A 20,522-nucleotide genomic window follows, 5' to 3' on the forward strand; every position below is an offset into this window, starting at 1 on the left:
GGGTGTCTCCTATGTGGTCGGGCCGGGGTGTGAGGCAAGGAACGCGTCTAATTCCGAGGTTATCGGCATGGCTGGCGCGCATCCTGGCTGGGATACAACGATCGATGCGCAGGCCGAGCCGCGCATGACAGCATCCCTCAAGTCATGGCCCGCAGCAATTGAGGCCAACAGACCCGCCATGAAACTGTCGCCTGCCCCATTGGGTTTGACGGCAGTAACCGGATAGATGCCGGTTTCGATCTCTTGCCCGTCCAGCAGCGTGACGGCACCTTTTTCGCCCATTTTGTAGATGACGATCCGACCGGGTTTTTCTGCCAGCTGCTTGGCCTTGGCAAAGCCCTTGTCGATACCGCCAGCCATGAACCCGAACTCTTCGTCATTGCCGACGATCAGGTCGCTGGCTTCACCGGCCCGCGACAAGACTTCGGCGGCTACCTCGGGCGAAGGCCAGCTGTAGGGGCGGTAGTCGATATCGAATATGATTGGCAGGCCAACAGCTCGCGCGTTTTCGAACGCACGGAATGTGGCGCTGCGTGATGGTTCGGATGCAAAGACCGTGCCCGCCGAGATGACTGCCGAAAAGGACGAATAATCGACCTTGTCCATGTCCTCTTCGGTGACCTGAAAATCGACGGCCCCGTTGCGGTAGATGACATTCTGAAAGTTTTCGATCCGGCTTTCGTAGACGGCCAGCGACATACGGTATTCACCGCCCAAGACGCGGATATAGGTGGTGTCTACGCCATAGTGGCGCAGGCGGTTCAGGCAGAAACGACCGACCGCATCGTCTGAGACTGACGTGATCAGAGAGGCCTGACTGCCCAATTTGACCAACCCGGCGCAAATATTTGCTGAAGAACCACCCAGATCAGCATGGAAAGTGTCGGCATCCTCGCTTTTGACACCGATCGGGTCCGCATACATATCCATGCCAGCACGCCCGAAAACGGCGAAGCGGTTTCCTTTGATACCGTCTATCAAAGCGCTCAAGTCATGTCCTCCGGCAAAGTGGGGTGTGCAAAGTTTGGACCTTGCGCTGAATCGATTCACACGATACTGATTTTGCAACCGGTTGCAAATGATATGTTCGGAGCCGTTGCAGATGCCTGAAATCGGAATTGGAATTGTGGGTGGCGGCTATATGGGCAAGGCCCATTCCGTTGCCATGTCGGCCGTTGGCGCGGTTTTCAACACCGCATTAAGGCCCCGGCTTGAAGTCATTTGTGCGTCCAGCCCCGAAAGCGCTGAACGTTACCGCCTGGCCTATGGTTTTGAACGCGCGACTGACGATTGGCGTGTGCTGGTTAAAGACCCCATGGTCGAAGCCATTGTGATCGCCTCACCGCAATCCACGCATCGTCAGATTGCCGAAGCAGCTTTTGGTCTGGGCAAGCCCGTGTTGTGTGAAAAGCCCTTGGGTGCATCGCTGGAAGACAGTCAGGCAATGGTTGCGGCGGCCGAAGCCGCAGGCGCTGTGAACATGGTTGGGTTCAACTATATCCGCACGCCCGCCAGCCAGTTTGCCCGCCAACTGATCGCCGATGGAGAGATCGGCGACATCACGTGGTTCCGGGGTGAGCACACCGAGGATTTTTACGCTGATCCGCAGGCCCCCGCGACGTGGCGCACAACGGGCATGGCCAATGGCACAATCGGCGACTTGGCCCCGCATATGGTGAACGGAGCGATGGCCCTGGTTGGTCCGATTGCGCAGGTGATGGCCGATGTGGAAACCGTGCATAAAACTCGGCCCGGAGGTGAAGTCACGAATGACGACCATGCCCAGATGATGTGCCGGTTCGAAAACGGCGTTATGGGCAACCTGTATTTCAGCCGCGTCGCGACGGGTCGTAAAATGGGCTATGCGTATGAAATATCGGGCACAAAGGGCGCAATCCGGTTCGATCAGGAGGATCAGAACGCGCTGTGGCTGTATAAGCGGGAAGGGCCCGAAGCCGCGCGTGGGTTCACCAAGATCCTGACAGGTCCCGCGCACCCGGATTATGAACCCTTCTGTCAGGGCCCGGGTCACGGCACCGGCTATCAGGACCAGATCATCATCGAGGCCAAGGACTTTCTGCAGGCCATACATACCGGAGAAGCGATCTGGCCGACCTTCCGTGTCGGGCACGAGGTCAACCGCGTGCTGGCCGCCGCCTTGGCGTCCTCAGACCAGCGACAATGGAAAGACATCAGCGATTTCTGATCGCTCAATCTATGAAATTCTAAAGAGAGACGATGACAATGGCTAAGTTGAGATGGGGCATGATCGGAGGCGGTGAAGGAAGCCAGATCGGACCTGCCCATCGATTGGGTGCTCAGGCTGACGGGCTGTTTGAGTTTGTTGCTGGCGCGCTGGACCACCGGCCTGAAGCGGGCCGCGAATACGCGCAACAACTGGGTGTTGCTGCCGACCGTGCATATGGCAACTGGCAAGAGATGCTGGCGGGCGAGAAAGACCGGGATGATCGAATTGATCTGGTGACCATCGCCACGCCAAACTCGACTCATTTCGAGATCGCCAAAGCGTATCTTAAGGCGGGCTTTAACGTGTTGTGCGAAAAGCCGATGACCATGACGGTTGAGGAGGGTGAAGAAATCGTCCGCGTGGCGGAAACTTCAGGCAAGATCTGCGCGGTGAACTATTGCTATTCCGCTTACCCAATGGTGCGCCAGGCGCGTGCGATGGTGCGAGCAGGCGACATCGGCAAGGTGCGGTTGGTTGTGACGAACTTCAGCCACGGTCATCATGGCGATGCCACAGATGCGGACAATCCACGTGTGCGTTGGCGCTATGATCCTGCGATGGCGGGTGTCTCGGGGCAGTTTGCAGATTGCGGTATCCACGCGCTGCATATGGCCAGCTTTATCTGCGATGACGAGGTGAAGACCCTTTCCGCCGATCTGGCCTCGACCATCGCGAGCCGTGAACTGGAAGACGATGCAATGATCAACTTCCGGATGGAGGGCGGCACGGTTGGACGCCTTTGGACGTCATCGGTGGCAATCGGGCGGCAACATGGCTTTGACATTCAGGTCTTTGGGGAAACCGGCGGGCTGCGTTGGGCGTCCGAGCAACCCAACCAGTTAATCTATACCCCGGTGGGTGGGCGTACCCAAATCATCGAAAAGGGCGAGGGCGGTCTTCACGACGAGGTTCAGCGCTTGTCTCGGGTCGCAATCGCGCACCCCGAAGGGTTCCCGCTGGCCGTAGCTAATATCTATTGCGATCTGGCCGATGCAATTCGTGGTGAAAGCCGGGATGGGCTGCCGGGGGCGGCTGATGGGGTCCGCTCCATCGCCGCTGTCCATGCGGCTGTTGCTTCGGGCAAAGCGGAAGGTGCGTGGCAGGATGCCCGTCCGCCAATGTTTCGCTGATCAGGGGCGGGGCCGCAACGTGCCCCGCTCAATCACCCGGCAAGGGAAAATACGGGCCTCGGGATAGCGCTGGGGCTCTTTCAACATCTCAACAACCAGATCTACGGATGAGGTGATGATCTGTTTGATCGGCTGGTGGATCGTCGTCAGGTCGATGTTTTCCCAGCGCGACATTTCCATGTCGTTCAATCCAATGATTCCAACATCTTTGCCCGGCTGCAAACCGTGATCTTTCAGCGCTGAAAGTGCGCCAATCGACAGGATGTCGTCACCGCAGAAATAAGCCTGGGCTGGGTTGTCGGCCAAAAGGCCCAGCATCTCGGCCCGCCCTGCCTCGAAAGAGTAAGCTCCAGCAAAACAATGGTTTACTTCAATCTCCGGGTGCTCAGCCATCTCTTCCATAAAGCCGCGATGTCGATCCAGGGCCGAGGTCGCGTCTTTGGGCCCGCCCAGATAGCCGACGCGTGTGTACCCGCGCGCCAAAAGTTCACGGGCGGCCATACGCCCGCATTCCACGTTGTCGATGCCGACGACATGCACTTCGGGTGAAGTGGCCGAACGTCCAAATGTATGCACCACGGGCACGCCCGCGTCGTGAAAAGCTTTGGCAAAGCTCGGCGGCAGCGTTGACGACGCCACGATGGCAGCATCAACCGAGTATTGCCGCAACATGCGGACGGAATTGGCGGGCTCGGTCTCGTCCGTTAGGTTCACAATCAATGGGCGCAGGCCGCGTTCCTGCAAGGCGCGTGTGAATTGATCGAAGACCTCAAGGAAAATTGGGTTGTGGAAGTTGTTCGAAATCAACCCGATCAGCTTTGTCCGCCCCGTCGTCAAAGACGAAGCAAGTGCGTTGGGGCTGTAACCCAATTCGCGTGCCGCTTTTTCGACTTTGCCGCGAGTTTTTGCCGAAACCGAAGCGCCTTCGGTGAAGGTGCGAGAAACAGCAGATCGCGAAACACCGGCAAGGGCAGCTACGTCTTTGAGTGTCACGCTCAAGGGTGGCTCCAAGGGCAAAAGGGAAGGGGCATTGAGGCGATTGTCATTGTAAGTTCATTATGCATTATCGACCAATTCCCGCAACCGGTTGCAAAACATCATAAGACAGATATTCAGTCGTAAAATCTTCATCGAAATATGAATTACGTGTTCCGAAACAGCACAGATGCCAAGACTCTGCCTTTCGGTTCAGTTGCCTTGGCCTAGGACACACTGGAAAGGGACGCAAATACAACTGCGCTCAGCACCCAGTGATCAAAAATGTCTATTTCGCGGAAATGGGCGCTGTGTGTTCAATTGAAACAGAACCCTTGGTATTTTTCGTAAAGGTTAGAAGAAAATCTTCGTTTTGGTTCATTTGAACACTGTGGTACTTCATGTGAACGTTACAGAATCGCTTTACAGGGCGGTCAGGCGTCAATCTTGACACGACCTGCCCCAACATTGCTTTGTGACCCAGCCTGGAGGAACCAATGAAAACAACGACGAAATACGCTGCTGCGACCGCTGCGATTTTCGCTGCGCCTACCGCCTTTGCCGCCGATAAGGCAGAAGTTCAGTTCTGGCACGCCATGGGCGGCCAGTTGGGCGAAATCACCGACAAGTTTGCCGATGATTTCAACGCACAGTCGGACAGCTGTGTGATCAACTCGACCTACAAAGGCAACTACACCGAGAACATGACCGCCGCCATCGCCGCCTTCCGCGCGGGCGAGCAGCCGCATATCGTTCAGGTTTTCGAAGTTGGCACTGCAACCATGATGGCCGCAGGCGACAAGGGTGCGATCTATCCTGTCTACAAGCTGATGGAAGACGCTGGCATCGAATTCGATCAGTCGAAATATCTGCCGGCTGTGATTTCATATTACACGGACACCGACGGCAACTTGCTGTCGCTGCCTTTCAACTCGTCGACCCCGGTTCTGTGGTACAACAAGACCGCCCTGGACGCGGCGGGTGTTGCCGTTCCGACGACATGGGATGAAGTGGAAGAGGTGGCGCGCGCGCTGAAGGCCAACGGTGTTGAAAAGCCGTTTTCTTTCGGCTGGCAGTCGTGGTCGAACCTCGAAAACTATTCGGCTTGGCATAACATTGACTTTGGCTCAGAAGAAAATGGCTTTGCCGGCCTGTCGACCGAATTCACCTTCAACAACGACGCGGTTGTAAACCATATCCAACGTATCGCCGACATGGGCAAAGAGGGTCTGTTCGTCTATGGCGGTCGTCGGGGTGACAGCCGCGGTCAGTTCGTGAACGGTGAAACCGCGCTGTGGATCAACTCGTCGGCTTATTATGGCGGCTTCAAGAACGACATCAAGGATTTCGAGTTCGGTCAAGCCATGTTGCCGTTGGATTCCGCTCTGGCTGACGCCCCGCAAAACTCGATCATCGGTGGCGCGACCCTTTGGGTTCTGAACGGACACGAACAGCCCGAATACAAGTGCGCGGCCGAGTTCTTCCAGTTCCTGTCAGAGCCTGAGCAGCAAGCCAATTGGCATCAGACCACGGGTTACGTTCCCATCACCACAGCTGCGTATGAGCTGTCAAAGGAACAGGGTTTCTATGAGACCGATCCGGGCACCGATACCGCCATCAAACAGCTGAGCCTGAACGAGCCCACACCGGCTTCGAAAGGTCTGCGCTTTGGCAACTTCGTTCAGATCCGTGACGTGATCAACGAAGAGCTGGAAGCTGTCTGGTCGGGTGAAAAAGACGCTCAGACCGCAATGGATGACGCTGTTGAACGTGGTAACGCCCTGTTGCGCAAATTCCAGGACGCAAACAGCTAAAATACCCCCTCATGGCGCGGTCCCCTTTGGTTTGAGGGGGCCGCGTTCTCGATCCTACTGACTACTGAGATCCGACATGCAGAAACGCGTCGTCTTCCGATCCAAGCTGCTGCCTTACCTTCTGGTGGCACCACAGATCGCCATCACGCTGATCTTCTTTTTCTGGCCATCCTATCAGGCGTTGGAAAGCTCTTTCTTTGTTGAAGATGCGTTTGGGTTTTCCCGCAACTGGGTTGGAATGCAGAATTATGCAGAACTGTTTGCCGACCCCGGTTATCTCAGATCATTCAAAACCACGCTGATTTTCAGCGTTTCGGTTGCCGCCCTCGCCATGAGCATCTCGCTGGGCCTGGCCGTTGCGGCCAACCGTGTGATCCGGGCCGCGACCGCGTATCGTACCCTGCTTATCTGGCCCTATGCGGTTGCGCCCGCTTTGGCCGGGGTGATCTGGTATTTTCTGATGAACCCAAGCCTTGGCATTGTCGCCTATTGGCTGAAAGGGTTGGGGGTGAACTGGAACCATTATGTGAATGGTGATCAGGCGCTGTTGCTGGTGATTGTCGCGGCGGCGTGGAAGCAGATCAGCTATAACTTCCTGTTCTTTTTGGCCGGTTTGCAAAGCATCCCGAAATCGCTGATCGAGGCTGCTGCCATTGACCGTGCCAGCCCGGCGCGGCGGTTCTGGACGATTGTGTTCCCGCTGCTGACGCCCACCACATTCTTTCTGCTTGTGGTCAACCTTGTCTATGCCTTCTTTGACACCTTTGCCCTGATCCACGCGACAACAGAAGGGGGCCCGGTCGATGCGACCTCGATCCTTGTCTATCGCGTTTATTCCACCGGCTTCGTCGGTCAGGATTACGGCAGTTCAGCTGCCCAGTCGGTTATTCTGATGGCACTGGTGGTTGGCATGACCTTCATCCAATTCCGCTATATCGAGCGTAAGGTGAACTACTGATGGTCGAAAATCGCCCCTTCCTGACCTTCTTGACCCATGCTGCGCTGATCATCGGTGTGCTGTTTCTGTGCTTTCCGGTCTGGATGGCGCTGGTGGCATCAACACACAGTGCCGGTGCGCTGTCCTCGTCCCCCATCCCGATGTGGTTTGGCAATCAGGGCTGGCAGAACTATTCCCTGTTGATCAGCCAGGGCCTGCCCGAAGCGGGCGGAGTACCGCTGGGCCGCATGATGCTGAACAGTGCGATTATGGCCTTTGGGATCACCTTCGGCAAAATCGCCATCTCGATCATCTCGGCCTATGCAGTGGTCTATTTCAAGTTTCCGTTCCGCATGGTCTTTTTCTGGATGATCTTCATCACCCTGATGCTGCCGGTCGAGGTGCGCATTCTGCCCACCTTTGATGTGGTCACCAAAATGGGGCTGCTCAACAGCTATGCAGGGCTGATCGTGCCGCTGATTGCCTCGGCCACAGCAACGCTTCTGTTCCGTCAGTTCTTTCTGACCATCCCTGATGAACTGGTCGAGGCCGCGCGGATTGATCGCGCCGGACCATTGCGCTTCTTCTGGGACATCCTGCTGCCGCTGAGCCGCACAAACATCGCGGCGCTGTTCATCATCCTTTTCATCTTTGGCTGGAACCAATACCTGTGGCCGCTTTTGGTGACCACGGACGAAGGTCTCTACACCATCGTTATGGGCATTCAGCGCATGGTGAATTCGGGTGAAAGCCTGCCGGTCTGGCATCTGATCATGGGTACGGCCGTTCTGGCGATGATCCCGCCGGTTCTGGTTGTGATTGCAATGCAAAAGCTCTTTGTCAAAGGGCTTGTGGAAAGCGAGAAATAATATGGCCAATCTGAGCATCAGATCCGTGGGCAAAACCTATCCCGGCGGCGTGTCGGCTGTGCGCGACGTCAATGTCGAGATCCAAGATGGTGAGTTCGTCGTACTGGTCGGCCCATCGGGCTGTGGCAAGTCGACTATCCTGCGGATGATTGCAGGACTTGAAACCATCACGACGGGTGATCTGGATATTGATGGTCGGCGTGTGAATGATTTGGAACCCGGAGATCGGGACATTGCAATGGTGTTCCAGAACTATGCGCTTTACCCGCATATGACTGTGCGCGCGAATATGGAATATGGCCTGAAAAACGAAGGTCTGCCGAAAGACGAGATTGCCGAGCGCATTGCCGAGGCATCGCGTACGTTGCGCCTGTCGGAGTATCTGGATCGCAAGCCGCGCCAGCTTTCGGGCGGGCAACGCCAGCGCGTAGCCATGGGACGCGCCATCGTACGCAAACCAAAAGTGTTCTTGTTCGATGAACCGCTGTCTAACCTCGACGCCAAGCTGCGTACTCAATTGCGGGCCGAGCTGAAAGCCCTCCATGCCCGGCTGAACGGCACCTTTATCTATGTGACCCACGATCAGGTCGAAGCGATGTCGCTGGCAGACCGCATCGTGATCATGAGCGAGGGTCAGATCGAACAAATCGGCACACCGATGGACCTGTATCTGCGCCCTGCAACGCGCTTTGTCGCAGAGTTTATCGGCACACCGGCGATGAACTTCATCGACGCAACGGTTGGGTCTGATGGGCATTCTTTGCAGATCGGAGAGCAAATGATTGCGTCCGACGCGCCCATTCAGGCACCGGCAGGCACATCGGTGAATGTTGGCATTCGCCCGGAACATCTTCACCGTGGGCACGGCCATGCGATGCACGTGAAGCTCACAACCGGTTTTGTCGAACAGCTTGGCGCGGACACGATCGTGCATGGCGAAGTGTCTACCAACGGCACGCCTTCGCCTCTGGGTGTTCGTCTTCAGGGTGTTCACATGCCTGAACCTGGCAGTGAACTGGAACTTGGGGCGGCTTTGTCAGATCTGCATCTATTTGATGCGGCCTCTGGGCGTCGTTTGAATACATGAGCGCTGACACAAGCAGGCGGTCATCGATCCCATCTAAAGAGCCGTCGGGACCCATATGGGACGACATCTCGCGTGCCGTCACGCCGGATATGGCGTTTCGCTGGTACGAAGACATTCGCGATCGCCTGCCCACAGCGCCAAGCCAAACGGGCGCGTTGCAACATATCCCCGATCTGGGGGAAATTGCAGATCATGCCGACGTGTTCGTCTTTGATGCGTATGGTGTGCTCAATACGGGAAAGATCCCGATACCGGGTGCGGCCCGGCGCGTCTCTGACCTGCGCGCGGCTGGTAAATCAGTGTTTGTGCTGACCAATGCTGCCAGTTACGCGGCCACCCAAGCGCGCGAAGTTTTCCGGGATCTGGGCTTTGATTTTACGTTGGAAGAGATCGTTTCCAGCAGAATGGTGTGCGAGCGACATTTGCCGCATCTGCCAAGCGGTCAGAGTTGGGGTGTTGCTGCCCCTGCTGATTGGGCCGGGGATGAGGTCGATGTGCCCACATTACAACTTCTGGACGACATTGAAGTCTACGATCGGGCGGGCGGCATCCTGTTTCTGAGCACGCTGGACTGGAACAGCGATCGTCAGGCGATGTTGCTCGACAGTCTGGCCCGCAATCCTCGGCCCGTTGTTGTGGCGAACCCGGATCTGGTTGCGCCGCGTGAAACCTGCCTGACGCGCGAGCCCGGATTTTACTCACATGACTTGCAATCCCGGCTTGGGCTGAAGCCGCAGTTTCACGGCAAACCCTTTGCATCCGTGTATCGTGAGGTCGAACGCAGGTCGGGCGCGGTCGACCTGCGTCGTATTGTCATGGTCGGGGATACGTTGCATACCGACATTCTGGGGGCGCAATCGCATGGCTGGAGATCAGTTCTGATCACCAATCACGGCCTTTTTGCCGGCCAACGCGTGCAAAAATACATTGATGACAGCGGGTTGTACCCGGATTGGATCGCACCAAACATCTGAAAGGGGCGGGGTCTTGGACTTGAACGACAGGCAAAGGACGATCCTGGATCTGATCCGTCAGTCGGGTCTGCAATCGATTACGGACTTGTCCCGGCAATTCGACGTGGCCACACAGACCATTCGACGCGACATCAATGCGCTGTGCGACGAGGGCCTCGCGCGTCGGGTACATGGCGGGGTGGTGGCCCCCAGCAATCCGGTCAATCTGAACTTCAGATCGCGCCGAGTTATGAACGAAGGGGCCAAGCGCGCCATCGGTCAGGCCGCCGCTCAATTGATCCCGCAGGGGGCAACGGTGATGCTGGGCATCGGAACCACCGTGCAATACGTGGCCGAGGCCTTGCTGGAGCATTCCGATCTGACTGTTGTCACCAACAACCTTGAAGTCGCAACCATCTTTTGCGGTTCGGTCACGGCCGAGGTCCATTTCACTGCAGGTGTCCTGCGGCCTGAGGATCGCGATGTGGTTGGCGGGCAAACATTGCTGGATTACCAAAGGTTCCGCGCAGATTTTGGTGTGATCGGGGCAGGTGGCTTGTCACCGAACCATGGGCTGCTGGACTACAAGGCCATTGACGCGGATGTCAGTCGCATGATCCTGCAGCAATCCCGTCAAGCGCTGTTGGTGGCTGACGCGGGCAAGTGGAACAGATCGCCGAAGTTTCAGGTCGCGGGTTTCGACAGGATCGACACCATGGTGACAAATGAAGCACCACCTTGCGAAATTGAGGGCCTCAGCCTGCATCACGTTGCAGAGCAGAACCTCTGAATCTCCAGGCGCGGTTCTTCGAGGCAAACGAAAAGGCCCGCAGAAAACCTGCGGACCTTTTCATGGTACTTTCCGAGCAACTTACTGCGGGATTTCGCCTTCCAGCCCTTCGACATAGAAGTTCATGCCGGCCAGCGTGCCGTCATCAGCCACTTCGCCTTCAGCCAGCCAGTCGCTGCCGTCCTGCTTTTTCAGCGGACCGGTGAAGGGGTGGTACTCGCCCGCAGCCATGGCGGCTTTCAGTGCCAGGGCTTCTTCCTTCACATCAGCCGGAACGGCGTCTGAAATCTCGCCAATTGCAACCATGCCTTCGCGGATGCCATCCCAAGTGTTGGCGCTTTCCCAAGTGCCATCCATGACGGCTTGGGTCCGGGCAATATAGTAGGGAGCCCAATCATCGATGATCGACGAGACGCGCGGGAACGGAGCGTATTCGCTCATGTCAGACGCCTGACCAAAGGTGACAACATTGCCAGCCTCTTGTGCAGCAGCCTGCGGCGCGGTCGAGTCGGTGTGTTGCAGGATCACGTCTGCACCCTGTTCGATCAGAACGGTGGCGGCGTCAGCCTCTTTTGCCGGATCAAACCAAGTGTAGGCCCAAACGATCTTGAACTCGACATCCGGGTTCACCTTCTTGGCGTGGATATAGGCCGAGTTGATGCCACGGATAACTTCGGGGATCGGGTAGGACCCGATATAGCCGATGATATTCGACTTGGTCATGTTGCCCGCGATATGGCCCTGGACGGCGCGACCTTCGTAGAAACGTGCTGAATAGACCGAGACGTTGTCTGCTGTCTTATAGCCGGTTGCGTGCTCGAATTTAACATCCGGGAATTTCTTGGCCACGTTGATGGTTGGATCCATGTAGCCGAACGAGGTGGTGAAGATCAGGTCAGCGCCTTCCAGCGCCATCTGGGTCATCACACGCTCAGCGTCCGGACCTTCTGGAACCGACTCCACAAAGACGGTTTCAACCTTGTCGCCAAAGTGGTCCTCGACAGCCAGACGGCCCTTGTTGTGCTCATAGGTCCAGCCACCGTCACCCACGGGGCCGACATAGACGAAGCCGACCTTGGTTTTGTCTTCGGCCATGGCCCCCGAGGCCAGGCCCAGTGCCATGGCGGCACTTGCCAGAAGTGTAGTGAATTTCATGTGTTACTCCCCAAGTTGGTTCAGTTGGCCCCTAGTTCGAGGCATGGAAGGTCCGGCCCAGTGAGGCAGGTGCGCTGCTCTTGTCGGCCGAAAGGATCACAAGCACAAGGATCGTGATGATGTAAGGCGACATTGCCAGATACTCGACAGGAATGGCAACGCCCGCTGCCTGCAAATTAAGCTGCAACACGGTGATGCCGCCGAACAAATAGGCACCCAACAAGGCGCGCCACGGTTTCCAGCTGGCAAACACCACCAAGGCCAGAGCGATCCAGCCCACACCGGCTGTCATGCCTTCGGTCCACTGCGGCACGCGGATCAGGCTGATATAGGCACCGCCCAGACCCGCACAGGCCCCGCCGAACAGGATTGCCATGATGCGGATCTTGATGACCTTGTAGCCCAGCGCGTGTGCGGCATCGTGGTTTTCGCCAACCGCGCGCAGGATCAGGCCGACGCGGGTGTATTTCAGCGTCGCCCAGACCGCTGCGGTCAAAGCGATACCGACATAAAGGATCGGGTCATGCTGGAACAGGATCGGGCCGATGACCGGGATATCGCTGATCACCGGGATATGGATGTCGCCCATGCTCGGGGGTTTGACACCCACATAGCTTTGCCCCATCAACGCGCTGAATCCCAGCCCGAACAGGGTCAAGGCAAGACCACTTGCCACCTGATTGGCCAAGGCCACCTGTGTCAGCAAAACAAACAGCAGTGACAGCACCGCCCCCCCAATGGCCGCCGCGACAAAGCCCAACCAAGGCGAGCCAGTCTCGACCGAGATCGCAAAGCCACTGATCGCGCCCACGATCATCATGCCTTCGACGCCAAGGTTCAGAACGCCTGCTTTTTCAACGACCAACTCTCCGATCGCGGCCAGCAGCAGGGGGGTTGCGGCCACCATCAGCGAGGCAACCAGAAGGACGGGATTGATTTCACCAAGGTCCATTATGCCACCTCGCTACGCGCCGCACGGATGCGGTAGTTTGTCAGAAGATCGAAAGCCAGAAGGAAGAACAAAAGCATCCCCTGGAAGACTTGGATCGCAGCAGCGGGCAGACCCAGCTGAGACTGCGCGATTTCCCCGCCAATATAAGTCAGCGCCATCAGGCCTCCGGCCAGCAGGATGCCCACCGGATGCAGGCGGCCCAGAAAGGCAACGATGATCGCGGTGAAGCCATAGCCAACGTTAAAGTCTATGCTGACCACGCCCGAAGGCCCTGAGACCTCGAACATCCCTGCCAGCCCGGCCAGTGCCCCGGACAGGCCCAGACAGAACAGGATTAGCCGCGCCGGGTTCACGCCTGCAAATTTCGCCGCACGTGGCGCTTCACCTGTCAAACGGATGTGAAAACCCAGCATGTGCCGGTTCAGCAGCACATAGGCAAAGATCACAGCAATCAGTGCTGTAACCACGCCCCAATGCATCCCAGACCCGGCGATCAACTCGGCATTATGCGCGCTGTCATATTGCTGTAGGTTGCGCGATCCGGGAAAGCCAAAACCTTCTGGGTTCTTCAGCAGACCCAGCGAAACCGAGGCTAGCATCTGCTCGGCCACATAGACCAGCATAAGCGACACCAGGATTTCATTGGTGCCAAAACGCACTTTCAGAAAGGCCGGTATCATCGCCCAAAGCCAGCCGCCGAACGCGCCTGCGATCACCATGATCGGGAAGATGTAAAACGCATCCAAAGGATAAAAGGCCAACCCAGCCCCGGCGCCAAAGATGGCACCCATGATGTACTGACCTTCAGCGCCGATGTTCCAGATACCAGCCCGAAAGCCCAGCGACAGACCGATGGCAATCAAAACCAACGGCGCGCCTTTGACCAACAATTGTGGGCGATAGTAGAAGGCAAACTCGCCAAACAGCGGTTCCCAGAAAATGGTGCCAATGGCTTCGATCGGGTTCTTGCCCAGAATGGCAAACAATACCCCTCCAAACACCATTGTCGCCAGCACCGCCACCAGAGGGGTCGCATAGGACCACGCCTTGGACGGCTGTGGCCGTTTCTCCAACACAATCACCTGCTCATCCCCCTGCGTTCTTCATCTTTTTTAAAATACTCTCGCCGAAGGCGACGCCACAGTTCACACATGCGCCACCTCCATGCCATGGGCGCCGCCCATCATCAGGCCGATCTCGTCCACGGTTAGTCCTGTAGTCGCGCGCGGTGCGCTTAGCCGTCCTTCATTCAACGCCGCAAAGCTGTCCGAGATTTCCATCAGCTCATCCAGATCCTGGCTGATGCAGACCACGGCAGTCCCTTTGGCGGCCAGATCCAAGATGGCTTGCCGGATTGCTGCCGCCGCCGCCGCATCCACGCCCCAGGTGGGCTGGTTTACAACCAGAACATCGGGGTCTTGCAACACTTCACGACCGATCACGAATTTCTGCAGGTTCCCGCCAGACAAAGACCGGGCGGCATTTTCAGGACCCGGCGTGCGGACGTCAAAAGCGCTGATGATCTTTTCGGCAAAGCTCTTGGTTTCGGCCCACTTTAGGAAACCGTTGCTTTCAAGCCCTTCCCGCACCGACCCGGTCAGCAAGGCGTTTTCCGTCAGGCTCATATCCGGGGCTGCCGCATGACCCAGCCGTTCTTCGGGGGCCGTCAGCACACCCAGCTTGCGCCGCGCGGTGGGGCCGAGCTTGCCGATCCGCTGGCCGTTGAACTTGATCGCATCTGCGGCGGTCAGGATTTCACCGGACAACACGCCCAGCAATTCATCCTGCCCATTCCCGGCAACGCCACCAATGCCCAAAACCTCACCCTTGCGGACAGTCATGTGGATGTTCTTCAGCGCCGTACCGAATTCCGAGGGCGACGGGACGGACAGTCCACTGACATCCAGCGCAACTTCACCAAATTCACGCCCCGACCGTTCAGGCGTTTGCAGGGTTGATCCCACCATCATCTCGGCCATGTCCCGCGCGGAAGTTTCAGCAGGCACGCATTCGCCCACATTCTTGCCCAGCCGCAGGATCGTCGCGTGATCACACAGCGTGCGGATTTCTTCCAGCTTGTGCGAGATGTACAGGATCGACGTCCCTTCGGATCGCAGTTTGTTCAGCGTTTCAAACAGAATATCAACCTCTTGCGGGGTCAGCACGCTCGTCGGTTCGTCCATGATCAGCAGTTTAGGGTCCTGCAACAGGCAACGGATGATCTCGACGCGCTGCCGCTCACCCGCCGACAGATCGCCAACCGTGCGGTATGGGTCCAAAGGCAATCCGTAGGTCTCGGACACTTCGCGGATTCGCGAGGCCAGATCGCCCATCGGCGGCGGGTTCTCCATCCCCAACGCAATATTCTCGGCCACGTTCAAAGCGTCGAACAACGAGAAGTGCTGGAACACCATCGCGATCCCGTCCGCCCGCGCGGAGCGCGGCTCGGGCGGCGCAAAAGGCTGACCGCGCAGCAGCATCGTGCCGCTGTCGGGCTTCACCAACCCATAGATCATCTTGACCAGCGTGGATTTGCCCGCGCCGTTTTCCCCCAGCAGGGCGTGAACTTCGCCCTCGCCGATGTCAAAAGACACCTGATCATTGGCCACGACACCGGGATAGGCTTTGGTCAGCCCTTGCAGGCTCAGAAGTGGAGTGGTCACGCGCTCAGGTCCTTCTTCAACTCGTTCTGCCGGGCCGGGCGCAACAGCTGCGCGGCGACGCCGACGGCGATCATCTGCGGGTGTTTGCCCAGGTTCGGATCACCAATTGGACAGGTGATCCGGCCGATCCGCTCGGGCGAATGCCCAAGGGCCACCAGCCGCGACCGGAATCGCGCCCATTTCGTAGCCGAGCCGATCAGTCCCGCAAAGCGGAAATCATGAAAAAGCAGCCTGTTGCACAGCTCCAGGTCCAAATTGTGTGAATAGGTCAGCACAAGATGCTCGGCATCGGTCGGTGCGTGTCGAACCAGTTCGGCCGGTTTGGTAGCTGGAACCGTGGTAACTCCGGCGGCAATCGTGTCGGGAAACCGATCCAAGCCGGTGTCGATCCAGGTGATCGCAAGGTCGGGCAGGGGTGAGAGTACATCCACCAAAGCCCGTCCGACATGACCGGCCCCCCAAATCCAAAGGTTCCGGTTTGGTTTGTGCACTGGCTCGATCATCCAGCCGTCAATCATCTGGGGTTCAGGTGTGATCCCCTGACCACGCGCAGTTGCCAGCACTCGTTTTACCGACAGCGGCATCTCTTCGCCAGATGTGGCACGTGCGATGAGAGTCTCATCCAGCGTTTCCAGCGCCGCGCGGTCATAGACCTCGCTGAGCAACGAAACCGCGCCACCACAACATTGACCCATCTCGGGTCCAAGCGCGTGGTGGGTTAGGCGCGACGTGTGGGTTTGCGCCCGCGCCGTTTTGGCCGCCTGGTATTCCAGAGTCCCTCCGCCGATGGTGCCGGACTGTCCGTCCTTCCAGACAAGCATGGCCGCGCCAACCTCGCGCGGAGACGATCCTTTGATCCCGGCAATAACCACCCGGACCACTCGTCCATGGGTTTCGACCGCCTCCCTCAAAGCCTCCAGGTCAAATCCCATCAGATGCCTCCCTTCATCCTTTGGACACCGCGCCAGACTTCTTCGGCCGTGGCAGGTGCGTCTAGCGCGGGGTAGGTGTCGCCACAGGCCGCGACCGCGTTGGACAGGGCCAACCATGCCGAGATGCCCAACATAAAGGGCGGCTCGCCAACCGCTTTCGAGCGATAGATCGTGTCTTCGCGGTTCGCGCCATCCCAAAGCGCGACATTGAAAATGTCAGGCCGGTCAGAGCAGGCAGGGATCTTGTAGGTCGAGGGCGCATGTGTACGCAGGTTGCCCTTGTCATCCCAGACCAGTTCCTCGGTCGTCAGCCAACCCGCACCTTGCACGTAACCGCCTTCGACCTGCCCGATATCCAGCGCCGGGTTCAGCGATGCGCCCGCGTCATGCAGGATGTCCGTGCGTAGAATGCGGTTTTCACCGGTCAGAGTATCGACGGCAACCTCGGTGACGGACGCGCCATAGGCGAAGTAGAAGAACGGGCGTCCGCGTCCTGCGATCCGGTCCCATTCGATCTTGGGCGTTTTATAGAATCCGGTTGCCGACAAGCTGACCCGGCCCTGATAGGCCAACGCTGCGGCTTCGGCGAATGTGTATTTCTCTTCCCCGACCATAACGTGACCATCGGAGAAACTGACCATCGATGGATCAGCCTGATGCCGTTCTGCCAGATAGTCTGCCATCCGGTCGCGGATCGTATCACAAGCGGCTTTCACTGCCATGCCGTTCAGATCACTGCCCGAGGACGCCGCCGTGGCCGAGGTATTGGGCACCTTGGCTGTATCCGTGGCGGTGATCTTCACCATCTCAAGCGGAATGCCGAAGCGCGACGCGGCGACTTGCGCGACTTTCTGGAACAGGCCCTGTCCCATTTCCGTGCCGCCATGGTTCAGGTGGACCGAGCCGTCTTGGTACACATGCACCAGCGCACCTGCCTGATTGAGGTGGGTCAGCGTGAAGGAAATCCCGAACTTGACCGGAGAGAAGGCAATGCCTTTCTTGATCACGCTATTTTTTGCGTTCCATTCCGCAATGGCGGCTTTTCGCGCGGCGTAGTCGCTGGATTTCAGCAGTGCATCGGTCATTCCGTGCAATTCGAAATCGCTGACCTCCATGCCGTAGGGTGTGGTGTTGCCACCGGCAGGAAGGGCGCGCACCGGCGCGTTCCCGGTTTCCACCGCGCCGCGGCTGGTCAGGTCCTCATGCGGGTCGGGGTGGCCCAGAGGTTTCTCCCGAGGCGCGACTTCAGCAACTGCATGTACAGGTTCATAGTAGTTCCGACGACGCAGCTCGACCGGGTCCAGCCCCAGTTCATGCGCGGCGTGATCCATCACGCGCTCGATCCCAACCATCCCCTGCGGTCCGCCAAAGCCGCGATAGGCGGTGGCGGATTGGGTGTTCGTTTTCAACCGGTGGCTTTCGATCCGCGCATTGGGCAGCAGATAAGCATTGTCCGAATGCAGCATGGCGCGGTCGGCGACGGGCAGGGACAGGTCCTGCGCCCAACCGCAGATGGCGTAGTGAAGGAACGAAACGCCCTGAATATGCCCATGCTCATCGAACCCAGCCTTGTAGGAAATGCGGAACGCGTGGCGCTTGCCGGTGATGATCATGTCATCGTCGCGGTCATAGCGCATCTTGCAGGCTTTGCCTGTGGCACGCGCGGCAACGGCGCAAGCGACGGCCAGCGCGTTGCCTTGGCTTTCCTTGCCGCCAAAGCCGCCGCCCATGCGCCGGGTTTCGACCCGGACAGCATGCATCGGAACGCCCAACGCGTCCGCCACCTTGTGCTGAATTTCAGTCGGATGCTGGGTCGAGCTGTGCACCAGCATATCTGCGCCTTCATTTGGCACTGCCAAGGCGGCCTGACCTTCCAGGTAGAAATGCTCCTGTCCGCCCAGTTCGAACGTGCCTTCGATCACATGTGCCGCGCCTGCAATGGCGGCATCCGCATCGCCCTTGGCGTAAATACGCGGGCCATCCTCGAACCGGCTGTCTGCGGCAAGCGCTTCTTCGACCGTCAGAATTGGGGTTTCTTGGGCATAATCGATCTTGCCCAGACGTGCGGCCTTGCGCGCGGCCAGATGGCTGGTGGCGACGACCAGAAATACGGGCTGGCCGATATAGTGAACCGTGCCGTCCGACAGCAATGGTTCATCATGGATCGAGGGCGAGACGTCATTGGCGAAAGGCAGGTCCTCGGCCGTCATCACCATCACGACACCTTCGGCGGCCTTCACATCTGAAAGATCCATCGCGGTAATCTTACCCTTGGCAATCGGGCTGATACCAAATGCCAGATGCAGCGTGCCTTTTGGTGTCGGGATGTCGTCCACATAACGCGCCGAGCCGGACACATGCAGCGGTGCCGCGTCGTGGGGGAGGGGTTTGGTCACGCTCATGCCGACACCTCCAGCACATTGGTGATCTCGCCCTGGTCTTCGAGGAAATAGCGTTCCAGCATCGCTTTGGCCGTTTCCAGACGATAAGTTGCCGAGGCGCGCATGTCCGTGAGTGGTGAATAGTCCTCGGCAAAAGCGGGCAGCGCGGCCGCAACGGTCTCGCGTGTCCAGGGTTTGCCGATCAGCGCGGCCTCGACATGGGTTGCCCGTTTCGGGATACCGGCCATGCCGCCAAACGCAATACGCGCCTGTGTGACGGTGCCGTCCGAAACGGTCACATTGAAACAGCCGCAAACGGCCGAGATATCCTGATCGAACCGTTTGCTGAGCTTGTATGCCTTCAGCCTGTCAGGCTGACGCGGGAAGCTGACGGCTTCGACGAATTCACCCGGGGCACGATCCTGCTTGCCATAGTCAATGAAGAACTCTTCCAACTGGATCGAGCGGCGCGCATCCCCTTTGCGCAGATGTAGTTTTGCATCCAAAGCAATCAGGGCAGGTGGGTTGTCTCCGATAGGAGAGCCATTGGCGATGTTGCCCCCAACGGTCGCTGCATGGCGGACCTGAACGCTGGCATAGCGGCGGATCATCTCGGCGTAGGACGGGTGAAGGTCGGCCAGGGCCTCTCCCATGCGGTTCATGTCGACCATTGCACCGAAGCGGGCTTCGGTATCGGTGATCTTGATTTCTTTCAAGTCATCACAACGGTTGAGGAATATGACCGGGTCCAGATCACGCAGCTGCTTGGTGACCCAAAGACCTACATCGGTTGCGCCAGCAACCAGAGTGGCGCTAGGGTGCTCGGCAAACAGAGACGCCAGTTCGTCAGCGCTGTTGGGGAGGAAGGGGGGCTCTGCCCCCTGGCCTGCGGCCTCCCTCCGAGGTATTTGTGAACAAGAGAAGGACCGGTCGTCGTTGATCCATTTTGGGGTTGGTTCAGCCTCGGCGGTTTTGGCGGCGCGGATAATTGGGGCGTAACCAGTGCAGCGGCACAGGTTCCCTGCAAGCTGGGTGTCGTGATCTGTTGCGCCATTTGCATGACTGGCGACCATCGACATCACAAAGCCGGGTGTGCAGAACCCGCACTGAGATCCGTGCAGATCCACCATCGCCTGTTGCACCGGGTGGGCTTCGCCACTCGGGCCCCTGGCGCCTTCGACGGTGCGGACGGCTTTACCATGCAATTGGGGCAGGAACAGGATGCAGGAATTCAGTGCCTTGTGGCCGTCTTCATCCGTGACCATAACGGTGCAGGCCCCGCAATCGCCTTCGTTGCAGCCTTCTTTGGTGCCAGTCAGGCCGCGATCCTCGCGCAGCCAATCCAGCAGGGTCGCCGTTGGATTGACATCCGCCAGCTCCACTGTCTCTCCGTTCAGAAGAAACGTGATATTCATTCGAGAAACCCGTCGCGTTACCCTGTTGCGCCCCTTAGGCCCTCCTTCGATGCGACGTAGAAAGAGCGGCGGGCGAAGTGCTTGCCGTAAGATGTTAGAAACAGCGCGGCTTATCTGGCAAGAAAAACTGCCTATATGATGTACCATTACGAACGCACAGCATGCTTTTCCTGCTTTTGTGTAGAAGGCAGGCACTTGTAAATAAAGCGCTTTTTGAATGC

17 protein-coding genes are annotated in these 20,522 nt (G+C 58.0%); 8 read left to right on the forward strand and 9 right to left on the reverse strand.

Annotation, left to right across the window (positions count from 1 at the left end; genetic code table 11):
* Window positions 1-9 precede the first annotated feature (9 nt).
* Window positions 10-990, reverse strand: a complete 981-nt coding sequence (gene iolC / locus GS636_RS08675; RefSeq protein ID WP_171669158.1) for a 5-dehydro-2-deoxygluconokinase — start codon at window positions 988-990, stop codon at window positions 10-12.
* Between the two features lie 112 nt (window positions 991-1,102).
* On the opposite strand from iolC, the gene GS636_RS08680 reads away from it, so the two are divergent.
* Complete coding sequence (locus GS636_RS08680) at window positions 1,103-2,206, forward strand: Gfo/Idh/MocA family protein (RefSeq protein WP_171093464.1); 1,104 nt, start codon at window positions 1,103-1,105, stop codon at window positions 2,204-2,206.
* Between the two features lie 38 nt (window positions 2,207-2,244).
* Window positions 2,245-3,378: a Gfo/Idh/MocA family protein gene (locus GS636_RS08685; protein WP_171669159.1), complete on the forward strand. Its 1,134-nt coding sequence runs from the start codon at window positions 2,245-2,247 to the stop codon at window positions 3,376-3,378.
* Here the strand turns inward: GS636_RS08685 and GS636_RS08690 are convergent, their stop codons facing one another.
* A complete protein-coding gene (locus tag GS636_RS08690; protein WP_171669160.1) occupies window positions 3,379-4,377 on the reverse strand; it encodes a LacI family DNA-binding transcriptional regulator in 999 nt (332 codons plus the stop codon). It lies immediately after the preceding gene.
* A 473-nt stretch (window positions 4,378-4,850) separates the two neighbouring features.
* Here GS636_RS08690 and ugpB point away from each other — a divergent pair, with 473 nt between their 5' ends.
* From ugpB to GS636_RS08720, 6 genes are all read left to right on the forward strand, one after another.
* Window positions 4,851-6,167: a sn-glycerol-3-phosphate ABC transporter substrate-binding protein UgpB gene (gene ugpB / locus GS636_RS08695; protein ID WP_171093458.1), complete on the forward strand. Its 1,317-nt coding sequence runs from the start codon at window positions 4,851-4,853 to the stop codon at window positions 6,165-6,167.
* A gap of 76 nt (window positions 6,168-6,243) precedes the next feature.
* A complete protein-coding gene (gene ugpA, locus GS636_RS08700) occupies window positions 6,244-7,125 on the forward strand; it encodes a sn-glycerol-3-phosphate ABC transporter permease UgpA (RefSeq protein WP_171093456.1) in 882 nt (293 codons plus the stop codon).
* Window positions 7,125-7,973 (forward strand): sn-glycerol-3-phosphate ABC transporter permease UgpE, encoded by an 849-nt coding sequence (gene ugpE / locus GS636_RS08705; RefSeq protein WP_171669161.1) that lies wholly within the window; start codon window positions 7,125-7,127, stop codon window positions 7,971-7,973. The genes ugpA and ugpE overlap by 1 nt, the downstream gene beginning before the upstream one ends.
* A gap of 1 nt (window position 7,974) precedes the next feature.
* Window positions 7,975-9,060 carry a sn-glycerol-3-phosphate ABC transporter ATP-binding protein UgpC gene (gene ugpC, locus GS636_RS08710; protein ID WP_171669162.1) on the forward strand — a complete coding sequence of 362 codons (1,086 nt, stop codon included), beginning with the start codon at window positions 7,975-7,977 and terminating at the stop codon, window positions 9,058-9,060.
* Window positions 9,057-10,034, forward strand: coding sequence for an HAD-IIA family hydrolase (locus GS636_RS08715; RefSeq protein WP_171669163.1), 978 nt, complete (start codon window positions 9,057-9,059; stop codon window positions 10,032-10,034). The genes ugpC and GS636_RS08715 overlap by 4 nt, the downstream gene beginning before the upstream one ends.
* Before the next feature lie 13 nt (window positions 10,035-10,047).
* Window positions 10,048-10,803, forward strand: a complete 756-nt coding sequence (locus GS636_RS08720; protein ID WP_171669164.1) for a DeoR/GlpR family DNA-binding transcription regulator — start codon at window positions 10,048-10,050, stop codon at window positions 10,801-10,803.
* 81 nt (window positions 10,804-10,884) lie between these two features.
* Here the strand turns inward: GS636_RS08720 and GS636_RS08725 are convergent, their stop codons facing one another.
* From GS636_RS08725 to xdhA, 7 genes are all read right to left on the reverse strand, one after another.
* Window positions 10,885-11,958 (reverse strand): BMP family ABC transporter substrate-binding protein, encoded by a 1,074-nt coding sequence (locus tag GS636_RS08725; RefSeq protein WP_171184156.1) that lies wholly within the window; start codon window positions 11,956-11,958, stop codon window positions 10,885-10,887.
* 31 nt (window positions 11,959-11,989) lie between these two features.
* A complete protein-coding gene (locus GS636_RS08730; protein WP_171184158.1) occupies window positions 11,990-12,910 on the reverse strand; it encodes an ABC transporter permease in 921 nt (306 codons plus the stop codon).
* Entirely contained in the window at window positions 12,910-13,992 is a 1,083-nt protein-coding gene (locus tag GS636_RS08735) for an ABC transporter permease (protein WP_171093912.1), read from the reverse strand. The genes GS636_RS08730 and GS636_RS08735 overlap by 1 nt, the downstream gene beginning before the upstream one ends.
* 63 nt (window positions 13,993-14,055) lie before the next feature.
* Window positions 14,056-15,573 (reverse strand): ATP-binding cassette domain-containing protein, encoded by a 1,518-nt coding sequence (locus GS636_RS08740; RefSeq protein WP_171669165.1) that lies wholly within the window; start codon window positions 15,571-15,573, stop codon window positions 14,056-14,058.
* Window positions 15,570-16,505, reverse strand: coding sequence for a xanthine dehydrogenase accessory protein XdhC (gene xdhC, locus GS636_RS08745; protein WP_171669166.1), 936 nt, complete (start codon window positions 16,503-16,505; stop codon window positions 15,570-15,572). The genes GS636_RS08740 and xdhC overlap by 4 nt, the downstream gene beginning before the upstream one ends.
* Entirely contained in the window at window positions 16,505-18,907 is a 2,403-nt protein-coding gene (gene xdhB, locus GS636_RS08750) for a xanthine dehydrogenase molybdopterin binding subunit (protein WP_171669167.1), read from the reverse strand. The genes xdhC and xdhB overlap by 1 nt, the downstream gene beginning before the upstream one ends.
* Window positions 18,904-20,301: a xanthine dehydrogenase small subunit gene (gene xdhA, locus GS636_RS08755; RefSeq protein WP_171669168.1), complete on the reverse strand. Its 1,398-nt coding sequence runs from the start codon at window positions 20,299-20,301 to the stop codon at window positions 18,904-18,906. Before xdhA ends, xdhB begins: the two co-directional genes overlap by 4 nt.
* Window positions 20,302-20,522: the final 221 nt, after the last annotated feature.

Origin of the sequence: Ruegeria sp. HKCCD4884 (assembly GCF_013110855.1) — a bacterium.
Classification (GTDB): Bacteria; Pseudomonadota; Alphaproteobacteria; order Rhodobacterales; family Rhodobacteraceae; genus Ruegeria.